Consider the following 12149-nt stretch of genomic DNA (forward strand, 5'->3'; position numbering starts at 1 on the left):
CAAAAAAATGTCAATTTAAATAATACTAATCGCTGCGCTTATCAAAGGAGAATTGTGCAACTTGTTCAGCACGACCAGAGCCATCTCGTGGAGTGGTAAAAAATTCTACACTCAATTTATCTTGTTGGTTATCTAACTCAACATGCGCAAAGCCCCAAACAAAGCTTTTTGACCAAAGCAATTGATATTGTGGGTATCGCTTAGCTTGCTGCTGGGCAAATGGCGTATGTTTACCGCGCATTTTGGCTGCAGCACCACTAATAATAAGCGGTAACGGTGGTCGTTTTTTAGTTAAGTTTAACGTAGAACAATCGTCGGTTAGCAACTCTAAGTCATGCTCATGTCCTGCAATATAAGCATCTGCGTATTCACATAACGAAGGCAATAATAACTTTCTTAGCACATGCCCTTCGCTGTATTTACTGCCACCAATGGACCAGAGAATATGATGCCCATAAACAACTTTCCATTTGGCCGTCGAGTCTTTTAACCCTTTTGCCAACCATGCGAGTTGCTGCTCATCTTCGTTTTTAATCGGTAATTCGTGCTGTTCAGGCTGCTCTAATTCAGCGGTGCCATTTTTTAACGCGGGAGGTAATTCGCCTTCACTGCCATCAGGATTAAGTGGTACTTCATAAAACACTTGTCCAGACAGTAACATATTGGTATCTAGGACAAAAAACTCAACATCATTGCCTTTCTCGCCGATTGTATAGCGATAATATCCTTTTTCATCCAACGTGAAATTTTTCTGCTCTTTCATCCATTGTGTTTGCAGTGCAACCCCATGACGAGAGGTTTTCCAATCATGATTTCCCAAAGCTGAATACATCATTAAATCGGGGTTTTCGTCAAACAAAGGTACTAATGGCGAAAGGATCAAATCATCCATACGCTTTTGATCGTCTTTACCATCATCATCACCTGCACCATCAGGGTAAATATTATCGCCAAGTTGAATCGCAAAATCACAAGGTTTATTGCGACAAACTTCAGTCATTGCTATACCAACAGCTTGTGCGCCACCTTGCTCTGTAGCAATATTGGTATTGGGATACACATAAATAGGTGCGTGATCAAACTCAGCCTCAGGGCGGTGTTCTTCTAACCAATCCTTTTTTTCTTTGGCTATAAATTCCTTTTTATTTCTCGGATTTTTTATATGCTTTTTCTTTGGGTAATCGACATGATAGCCTCCATCACCAAAAGCTAGGAAGTTAATATTTTGCGTTCTGCTATGCTTGCTATCATCTACTGAAGGCGTACTACTGCAACTGCTAAGCACAGCTAAACCCAGTAAGCTTAATGTCAATACAGTTATGGTGCGTTTCTTTAAAATTGCACTATTATATTTTGTAATATGTTTCATATTTAACTCATTTTAGAAATAGATAAAGTTAGTCCGCGATTAACGGACTAACTTATGCTCTTAATTATTCACTTTAACTTGCGAGCAACTACAGTGAAGTGATGGTTACACCGAGCTCAAAGCTGCGACCGTATTCTTCATATTGGTAGTTGTATTGAGAGTCACCGTGATATAAATAATACGGTTCGTCATTCATATTAATGGCGTTAAAATAAAATTGAATGGTATTGTTTAAGTAATATTTGGCACTAAAGTCGATCTGCATATGCGCATCTTGATACACATCAACATCGTTATCTTCAAATTGGAAATTCTCACTTTTATAGGTTGAACTCAATCGTAAGCTAATCGTGTTATTTTCAAAACCAACCATAATATTACCAACAGTATCAGCTTGGTTTGGCAGTTTTTCGTCTGCATCAACAAAGGTGCCGTTAGCCCCTAATAATAAGCCTGATTTGAACGTTTTATTCCAAGCAAGCTCAACCCCAGTTAATGAAGCACTACCGCCATTTTGAGGCTGAATCACTTCTTCAAAACCATCCCATTGACCGTTATCTTGTACTTCTTTTTGGAGAATATAATTTTCAATATCTTTATAGAAAAGCCCTGCCGATAACACACCAATATCACCTGGGTAATACTCTAAGCTTAAATCAAGGTTATTAGCCTGATAAGGTTCTAACTCTGGGTTGCCAACTTCAGCTTTGCGCTCTACAACAAGTTGTCCATTATCTTCACTTAATTCAGTTTCAATTAATTGATAGGCCGCACTATCACCAAAGGTAGGGCGAGCAATAGTTTGCGTAAAAGCAAAACGACTGATTAATTTTTCACTGAAACTATAACGCACATTTAAACTAGGAAAAAAATCTGAATAATCTTTCTCGCCCTGCCAAGGTGATATATTGACTATTTCATCACCATTACCCGCAGGGGAATCATCGACAATTAAATCAACTTTATTACCTGTTGTACTAAAACTTGTATCCTCATAGCGAACACCCGTCACGATATTCCAGTTATCAATATCAAAGCTTACCATGGCATAAAGTGCTAATACGTCTTCATTACTTTTATAGCTGTTGGCCTTACTTTCAATATCCGACTCTAATTGGTTTATATCAAAGTTGCCCATATTGGCCAACACGTAATCACTTAACTGGTGTTGTGATAACCCAGCACCGAATTGCCCTAAAGCATAATCAACTTCTCCGCTGTTAAATAACTGCGCTGTTACGTCATTTCCAGAGCTATCGGTAAATCCGCCATCATAGATTGTTGAGTCATTTCGCGTATTTTTTTCACGACTTCGATATTTGCTACCAAACTTCAGTTGACCATTATTATTTTTCCAAACAAAGTCTTTACTAATGTCAACGGCAAGGGTTATTTCTTCGTCTTCAGCTAAATTATTCGCATATAACACCTCGTCAAAATCAAAGTTGGTTAAGTCTTGTGAAGCGGTTGCCAAATTAAGTGTAGGTACAGGGCCTGAACTTAAGTAACCTAAATCTAAATCTTTAGCGGTAAAGGTACTATCAATACGATCAGGCTCTTCTTCACTTGCCTTTGAATAACCTAAACTATATTCAATTAACCAGTCGCCTAACTGATTTTCACCTCCAGTAATAACAGAAAATATTTCCTGAACCTCATATCTGTCTTTTGTGTCACGATCCATTTCCGCATCATAAAATTGCGCACTTGTCAGCGTATTTGACGTTAAATCAATTTGACCTTTATCGTATTTGAACTGATTTCTTAAGCGATATTCATCATCTGAAAACTGACTATAAAGTGTTCTCAAATAATATTTATCCGTTGCAGAGGTATATAAATCAAAATTCAATGCTGCGCCTAAACGCTCTCGTTCAATGGTATAAAGACGTTGCTCTATTTCTTCAGCGCCGAAAGCTTCTACATCATCTCCAGTGTTGACATCTTCATATTCAAACTCACTCCAACCACCATCTGTTTCCATGTTTTGCGATCCAAAATCACGCTTAAACCAAGAAACAGCACCGGCTACCCCTAATTGATTACCGCCTGAAAGTTGAAAAATATCGGTATAACTGCCAGAAAGTTTAGGGCTTGTTTCAGAGACCATTTCATTGTGGGAGGCTTGTGCAGTAAAGCTATAGCTTCTGCCATTTCGATCAAAGGCTGATAAACTTTTAACCTCAATAGAACCACCAATCGCACTTGCATCCATATCAGGTGTTACGGTTTTACTAACTTCTAGTGAGGAGATTAATTCGCTAGGGATAACATCTAACGCCACACTACGAATACCTGCTTCAGGCGATGGTACATTCAAACCATTAATCGTTACGTTATTTAAGTTTGGATCAATGCCTCGAATACCAACAAAACGCCCTTCGCCTTGGTCACGTTCAATAAATATTCCTGGCATGCGTTGTAATGCCTCTGCAGCATTTTGATCGGGTAATTGGCCAATACCGTCACTACTAATGACAGAAACGACTTTGTTTGAATTTTTCTGGCGATTAATCGCACTCGCCTGTCCGGCTCTTTGACCATAAACAATAATGTTATCTAATTCTTTTTCATCTGGAACCGATGCACCAATAACATAATTTTTCGAAATCACTTCGCCATCAATCACTGCAATTTTTTGTACAACATCTGGACTACCGATGTATTTAATCACTAAGGTATATTCACCTTCAGGCAATTTAGCAAAACGAAAACTACCATCTCGCTCACTTACTGTGGTTAGTCCTAACTCTTTGATTTGGACCTGAGCACCTTGAAAGTAAACTTTATTAGTTGCGTCAGTCACTCGGCCTTCAACAACGCTATCAGCCCATGTATGCGATGTTGTTAATAATGCTAAACTGCCAACTATTGCCAAGGTTGTTTTATTCAGTCGAAAATCAAAACGGTTAAAATTTGTTAAAGAAAATTTCATGCTACTTAATGCTCTCATTTTATTGTTAGATTTTTTTCATCAGTAAAAACAAGATATGTTCCTGTTAAAAACCAACGAGTAAAATAATGTCGGCGTTAAAGTAAATAAACAATATGACAGCGCGATGAACGCAAGATGACTGCAAGGTGACACAAAGATGACAGAGTGACCATTCACTAGCTCTTAGGATTGGGAGTAACGACGTTGTGAGGTGTTTTAACCAGCGCAAGTGAACAATAACTTAATGCGATAGGTAATCAAGAGAGTAATGCTTGCCGTGAACAATAATGTGTTCACGGCTAAACTGAACTATGGCTTTTATAATAATCCTTACTTTAAATAAGGCATAAATTTTTCAGTGACTTGTTCTCTAAAACCATCGTCTGTTTTAGAAATAATATACGCAGCTACTCCATGTTCTGTAGCAAATTGATAAGCTTTGTCTTCCCCCATCACCATCATAGCGGTAGATAAACCATCAGCTGTCATTGAAGATGGATGAATAACGGTTACTGACACTAATTTATGATGAATGGGTTTGCCCGTATCAGGATCAATAATATGAGAGAAACGTGTACCGCTCTCTTCAAAATAATTACGGTAATCGCCTGATGTTGCCACTGCATTATCTTTAGGAACTAAAATTTGATAAACACTTCGCTCATTACTCATGGGTTTTTCAATAGCAACATGCCACAACTCTCCCGAAGATTTAAACCCCTTAATGCGCATCTCACCACCAATTTCTACCAAGTAATTATTAATGCCGCGTTGTTCAATAAGTTCTGCAACCACATCAACACCATAGCCTTTGGCTGTAGTAGATAAGTCAACGTACAGCTCAGGAATAGCTTTGGTGAGCTTGTTGTCATTTAACGATAAATAGCGCAAACCGATTTTCGCTTTAGTGCTAGCAAGTAACTCATCACTCGGCACGTTATCAGGTCTATGCTCAGGCCCAAACCCCCAAAGGTTAACTAGCGGGCCAACTGTAACATCAAGCTTACCTTGGCTAATTTTTCCAATCCGTATTGATTCTTTAATCACACGTTGCAACCCTGTCGAAATTTCTACTGGCTCAGTTGATGTGTTTTGATTAAATAACGACAATTCAGACGTAGGAATGTAAGTCGACATTTCTTGGTTAATTTGTTTGAGTATGCTGTCGATATCACTTTGTAATTGATCAATTTGTATCGAATCGTCTTTAACAACGATTTTGATATTATAAGTCGTTCCCATAGTACGTCCCTGAAGAAGCACTTCTTTTTTACTAGGGTCTTTACTAGGAAAACAAGCAGTTAAAAATACTGTAATGGCAATAAAGAAAATGGCATTCAATTTATTCATCTTTAAATCTCTTAAAAGTTTTATTTATCTAAATATTTTCAATTAAAAAACACTTAGATAAATAGAATAATAAAAACAATAAAGGCGACCTAAGTCACCTTTATTTATAATGTTCAGTCTTTCGAACTCAGGAAAGCATATTTGCATTTAGCTGCAACATGCTGGCTTTAGTTCAAGGAGAATGCGCGGAGTTGACGGTAGTCAATAAGCACAATCGACGCAAAAATTAAACCAGCGGGCAAGTCTAAATCAAATATTAGCCACCGAAGTCATCCAGCATGATATTCTCGTCTTCTACACCTAAATCTTTAAGCATATGAATAACAGCTGCGTTCATCATTGGTGGACCACACATGTAGTATTCACAATCTTCTGGTGCTTCATGATCTTTTAAGTATTGCTCATGTAACACGTTGTGGATAAAACCGGTTAAACCGTCCCAGTTATCTTCAGGTTGTGGGTCTGAAAGTGCGACGTGCCATTCGAAGTTATCATTATCAGCGGCAAGGCCGTTGTAATCATCTTCGTAGAACATTTCGCGTAACGAACGAGCACCATACCAGAAACTCATTTTACGTTTAGATTTTAAACGTTTGAGTTGATCGAAGATATGAGAACGCATTGGCGCCATACCAGCACCACCACCGATAAAGACCATTTCGTTATCAGTCTCTTTAGCGAAGAACTCACCAAATGGACCTGAGATAGTTACTTTATCACCAGGTTTTAGACTGAAAATATACGATGACATTTTACCAGCAGGTAGATGTAACTTTCCAGGAGGCGGCGTAGCGATACGCACGTTAAGCATAATAATGCCTTCTTCTTCTGGGTAATTAGCCATTGAGTATGCACGTAATGTATCTGTGTCTACTTTTGACTCTACATCGAAGAAACCAAAATGGTTCCAATCACCTTTGTACTGTTCGTCAATGTCGAAGTCGCTATATTTAACATGATGCGCAGGCGCTTCAATTTGAATATAACCACCCGCTTTAAACGGTACTGACTCGCCATTTGGAATTTTAAGCTTAAGTTCTTTGATGAAAGTTGCTTTGTTATCGTTAGAGATAACTTCACATTCCCATTGTTGAACACCGAAGATCTCGTCTTCTACTTCAATTTCCATGTCTTGCTTAACAGCAACTTGACAGGCTAAACGACAGCCTTCTTTGGCTTCGCGTTTTGTAATATGCCCTTCTTCGGTAGGAAGAATATCACCACCACCTGAATGCACTTCAACACGACACTGGCCACAAGTACCACCACCACCACACGCTGATGGAATAAATATTCCTTGGTCAGCTAATGCGCCTAACAGCTTACCACCAGCGGCAGTTGTTACTGCTTTTTCTGGATCGCCGTTAATATTAATCGTTACATCACCACTTGATACCAACTTAGATTTAGCAAATAAAATCACTAATACTAAGGCAATAACTATCGCAGTAAACATCGATACGCCGAGTATAATTTCCATCGACTTTTCCTTATTTATTTATCTAAATTGTTACAGTGAAATACCACCGAAAGAAAGAAAGCCGAAAGCCATCAAACCAGCAGTGATAAACGTAATTCCTAAACCTTTCAAACCGTCTGGTACGTCAGAGTATTTCATCTTTTCGCGTAAACCGGCTAATAGCACAATAGCAAGTGCCCAACCGATACCAGAACCAATACCATAAACAACACTTTCACCAAAGGTTAAGTTTTTCGCTACCATGAAAGACACGGCACCAAAAATTGCACAGTTTACGGTAATTAATGGTAAAAATATCCCTAATGCTTGATAAAGCGCAGGGAAGTATTTATCTAATACCATCTCTAAAATTTGAACTAAAGCAGCAATTACACCGATAAAAGTAATAAAAGACAAAAAGCTTAAATCAACTGATTCATTAGGGTCAGTAATGCCTAAAACAGCATCAAGAGCACCCGGTGCCAGTATTGCTTGATAGATAACTTGGTTCATTGGAACAGCTAAACCAAGTACCACAACAACAGCAACACCTAAACCAATAGCCGTATCAACTTTTTTCGATACCGCTAGGAAGGTACACATACCTAAGAAAAACATTAACGCGATATTTTCTATGAAAATAGCTTTAATTAAAATTGCAATATAATGTTCCATGCTATTAATCCTTCTCTACTTGTTCTGGTTTCCATTGACGAAGCGCCCAAATGATTAAACCAATAACGAAGAATGAACTAAATGGTAATACAAGTAAGCCATTACCTTGATACCAACCACCATTTTGAATCAAAGGTAATATTTCGACACCGAAAAGCGTACCAAAACCCAATAACTCACGGAAAAAAGCAACGATCATTAAAATAGCGCCGTAACCTAAACCGTTACCAATACCATCTAAAAAGCTTAGTCCTGGTTTTTCTTTCATTGCAAAGGCTTCAGCACGACCCATAACAATACAGTTAGTAATAATTAAACCAACAAATACTGCAAGTTCTTTAGATAATTGATAAGAGAACGCTTTTAATACTTGGTCAACAACAATTACTAGTGAAGCAATAATCGCCATTTGTACGATAATACGTACACTTGATGGGATTTGATTACGAATAATTGAGATAAATAAGTTAGAGAATGCCGTTACAAATATAACCGCTAAACTCATTACTAAAGCATTCGCCATAGAGCTTGTTACAGCAAGTGCAGAACAAATACCCAGTACTTGTAATGCAATCGGGTTATTGTCAGCAATAGGACCCGTTAAGACTTTTTTAGCATCTGAAGACATTATTTAACCCCTTCTGCACGATATTGAGTGATAAAAGGCTTATAACCTTCGTCACCAAACCAAAATTGTAAAGTATGCGTAACACCATTACTTGTTAGCGTAGCACCTGATAATGCATCAACACCGTGAACATCATTAGGTTTAGCACCACCCTTAACAAGACGTATTTCTACGTCACCGCTATTGTCATACACTTTCTTACCTGGCCATAACGCTTTCCATTTAGGGTTTAGTACTTCAGCACCTAAACCAGGAGTTTCACTATGGTCAGAATAAATAACACTTTTTATGGTGTTCAAGTCTGACTCTAAACCAACATAACCAAACATTAAGTTCCATAAGCCAGAACCAACGATTGGCAATACTATTGTGTTAACAGCACCCGCGTCATCTTTAACTAAGTAAACAACAGCCGTATTTGAACGGCGATTGATACCTGCGATATCGTTTTCAGGCTTCTCTGATAACTCAGGATCACGAGCATTACGACGTTCGTCAAAGTTAATTACATCACCTTCAATAAATTCACCAGAATCTAAATCAATCATGCGTGCATCAACAAACTCATTGTAAGTACCAACAACATCTTTACCTGCTTGCTCTAAAAGTCCAGCAGCTTCAAGAATTTTAGTTTGTTGATCAAGTAGCTTATTTGCTTTTTGTAAAGGTTTTAACTGCACCGCAGAAAAAGACACTAACAACGCACATACAACACAAACAGCTAGTACAAAGCCAACCGTTTTACCGAATGTTTCTTTCTTTTTTGTATCGGAATTAGACATTGCGTGCAATCCTCCGTTTAATGTTGCCCTTAACCACAAAGTAGTCAAACAGTGGTGCAAACAAGTTAGCGAATAAAATAGCTAACATCATGCCCTCTGGGAATGCAGGGTTCACTACGCGAACTAATACCACCATTATACCAACTAATGCACCAAACCAGTATTTACCTGTATTAGTGAAAGAAGCTGAAACAGGATCAGTTGCCATAAACATCATACCAAATGCAAAACCACCTACCACTAAATGCCAATGCCAAGGCATAGCGAACATTGCATTAGTATCGCTACCAATGGTGTTAAATAGTAATGAAGTCAACACCATACCGCCAAACACACCTAGTACGATGCGCCATGAAGCAATACCTTTGTAAAGAATGTAAGCACCACCTAATAAAATAGCGAAAGTTGATACTTCACCTACAGAGCCAGGAACGAATCCCCAAAACGCATTCCACCAATCAGCATTCATTGAGTAATCAACTAAACCTTGGTTTGCAGCACTTAATGCCGTTGCGCCAGAAAAACCATCAGCAGCAACCCAAACAGTATCACCTGAGATTTGTGCAGGATAAGCGAAGAATAAAAACGCACGACCCGCTAATGCAGGGTTTAAGAAGTTTTTACCTGTACCACCAAATATTTCTTTAGCGATAACAATACCAAAGGTAATACCAATAGCGACCTGCCATAAGGGAATAGTTGCCGGTAAAATTAATGCGAAGAGTATAGAAGAAACGAAGAAACCTTCATTGACTTCATGGCCACGCACGGCAGCAAATAGTACTTCCCAAAAACCACCAACAATAAAAGTGACCGCGTATATAGGTAAGAAGAACATGGCGCCATAAAGCATCATATTAAACCAACCAGAGTCAGCCGTTAGCGTGCCACCTAGCATAGCAAACAATGCTGTCTGCCAAGTGTCAGGGATAGCATAACCTGCCACCAAAGCATCTACTGCTTGATAACCAATGTTATACATACCAAAGAACATAGCAGGGAAAACCGCTAGCCATACTGTGATCATGATGCGTTTTAAATCGATGCTATCACGTACATGAGTTTTGCCTTTACTGACGTAACCAGGAGTAAATAACCCTGTCGCTACCGCTTCGTAAAGTGCAAACCACTTTTCATGTTTACCGCCTTTTTCAAAATGCGGTTCTATATCTTCAATAAACTTTTTCAAGCCCATGACTAACCTTCCTTCTCAATTGTGGTTAGGCAATCACGAAGATATACGCCGTAATCTGTTTTGCCTGGGCAAACAAATGTACAAAGCGCTAAATCTTCTTCGTCTAGCTCTAAGGCACCAAGCTGTTGTGCAGTGTCGGTATCACCGGCAACTAAATCACGCAATAACATGGTGGGTAAAATATCTAAAGGCATTACACGTTCAAAGTTACCAATTGGCACCATTGCACGTTCACTACCGTTTGTCGTTGTAGTCATGTTGAATAATTTATTCGAGAATAAATGAGACATGTAAGCACGAGTTACAGAGAATTTGTTAGGTCCTGGGTACATATAACCCATAAATTCTTTGTCACGCCCTTCTAATACTAAAGACAACTGCACGTGGTAACGGCCTAAATAACCAGTAACCTTGCTTGCTTTGGCGCCAAGAAGAACAGAGCCTGAAATAACACGTAATTCACCCTCTGTAGCTTCGTCAGCTGTTAACTCTTCAGTGCTTGCACCTAAAACTGTACGAATTAAACGAGGATTTTTCGCTGCAGGACCAGCAAGCGAAATAACACGTGAATTATCAATTTCACCTGTGGTAAATAATTTACCGTAAGCAATAACATCTTGGTAACCTAAGTGCCAAACAAATTTATCAGCACTAGCAGGCTTTAAGAAGTGAATATGAGTGCCTACTAGACCAGCAGGGTGTTTACCAGCAAACTCAGTTACAGTAACATCGCCTTCAACAGGGATGTCTGCACCTGGCGCTTTACTGACAAAAACTTTACCTTCGGTTAAACGAGCTAATACAGCTAAGCCTTGTTTAAACGCTTCTGCTTGCTCCTTGATGATAACCTCAGGATTTGCTGACAACGGATTAGTATCCATCGCACTAACAAAAATAGCTTCTGCTGTACTATCAATAGCAGGAATTTTGCTAAATGGACGTGTACGTAACGCAGTCCATAAACCAGAATCTACTAAGTTTTTAACCACTTTTTCTCGTGGAATTGAACTAAGTTCATTGGCAGCATAGCTTTTGAATGTTTCTTGGGCTGAGCCATCGACTTCGATAACTACAGACTGTAAAACACGTTTTTCACCACGGTTAATTTCGGTAACAACACCGGCTGCTTGAGCTGTGAATTTAACGCCAGGATTTTTTTTATCTTCAAAAATCACCTGACCTTTTGCTACGCGATCACCCACTTTTACAAACATGGTAGGACGCATACCCACAAACTCTTCACCTAGTGTTGCAACGGTTTTGATGGTCGGACCATCATGGATTACCTGCTGGGGCGAACCAACTACAGGAACATCCAGACCTTTTTTTATTGTAATCATAAACACATGCACTACTTTTGATGGGAGTAATAAAATCTAAGGAATAACTAATTTTGTTGACTAAGCTTTACATATCAACAAGATAGCTAAACTATCGACTTCAGTGTATTTCAGTAAGAAGCTTAATTTTTTAATACCAACACGAATGAAAGTATTACAAAATAAAGACCCACTGGCTCTAAGTTAAAATTTCTGGCGCGATTCTAGCACAAAACAGGGTTTTCATTCTACGGTACATAGTAACTTTTCATTACAATTTAGACGATTAATTTTGGTTTTTCCTGTAATGAGTTAAAAATAGGCAAAAACAATGCTTACTCAAAAAGAAAGTCAGTCGAACATATAATTTAAACAATACATTAATCTCGACTATTTCAAGGTATTTAAAACAAAAAAAGGCGCTAAAGTAATCATAC

At 38.6% G+C, this 12149-nt stretch carries 9 protein-coding genes; all 9 read right to left on the minus strand.

Translation table 11 applies throughout. The annotated features are described in order from the left end of the window. Window positions 1-25 precede the first annotated feature (25 nt). Window positions 26-1369, minus strand: a complete 1344-nt coding sequence (locus tag AC27G3_RS07255) for a metallophosphoesterase (RefSeq protein ID WP_487120175.1) — start codon at window positions 1367-1369, stop codon at window positions 26-28. 88 nt (window positions 1370-1457) lie between these two features. Continuing rightward, on the minus strand, window positions 1458-4304 hold the full coding sequence (locus AC27G3_RS07260) for a TonB-dependent receptor (protein ID WP_487120176.1): 2847 nt from the start codon (window positions 4302-4304) through the stop codon (window positions 1458-1460). Window positions 4305-4634: 330 nt separating this feature from the next. Next, a complete protein-coding gene (locus AC27G3_RS07265) occupies window positions 4635-5654 on the minus strand; it encodes an FAD:protein FMN transferase (protein WP_487120178.1) in 1020 nt (339 codons plus the stop codon). Window positions 5655-5910: 256 nt separating this feature from the next. After that, entirely contained in the window at window positions 5911-7134 is a 1224-nt protein-coding gene (nqrF, locus tag AC27G3_RS07270; protein ID WP_487120179.1) for an NADH:ubiquinone reductase (Na(+)-transporting) subunit F, read from the minus strand. 30 nt (window positions 7135-7164) lie between these two features. After that, window positions 7165-7788, minus strand: a complete 624-nt coding sequence (gene nqrE / locus AC27G3_RS07275) for an NADH:ubiquinone reductase (Na(+)-transporting) subunit E (protein WP_487120181.1) — start codon at window positions 7786-7788, stop codon at window positions 7165-7167. Between the two features lie 4 nt (window positions 7789-7792). Next, complete coding sequence (locus AC27G3_RS07280; protein WP_487120183.1) at window positions 7793-8416, minus strand: NADH:ubiquinone reductase (Na(+)-transporting) subunit D; 624 nt, start codon at window positions 8414-8416, stop codon at window positions 7793-7795. Further along, a complete protein-coding gene (locus tag AC27G3_RS07285) occupies window positions 8416-9198 on the minus strand; it encodes a Na(+)-translocating NADH-quinone reductase subunit C (protein WP_487120185.1) in 783 nt (260 codons plus the stop codon). Before AC27G3_RS07285 ends, AC27G3_RS07280 begins: the two co-directional genes overlap by 1 nt. Further along, window positions 9191-10393 carry an NADH:ubiquinone reductase (Na(+)-transporting) subunit B gene (locus AC27G3_RS07290; RefSeq protein ID WP_487120187.1) on the minus strand — a complete coding sequence of 401 codons (1203 nt, stop codon included), beginning with the start codon at window positions 10391-10393 and terminating at the stop codon, window positions 9191-9193. The genes AC27G3_RS07285 and AC27G3_RS07290 overlap by 8 nt, the downstream gene beginning before the upstream one ends. A gap of 2 nt (window positions 10394-10395) precedes the next feature. After that, window positions 10396-11733, minus strand: a complete 1338-nt coding sequence (locus AC27G3_RS07295; RefSeq protein WP_487120189.1) for a Na(+)-translocating NADH-quinone reductase subunit A — start codon at window positions 11731-11733, stop codon at window positions 10396-10398. Between the last annotated feature and the right edge of the window lie 416 nt (window positions 11734-12149).

This window comes from Colwellia sp. SU-HH01217 (assembly GCF_057543495.1).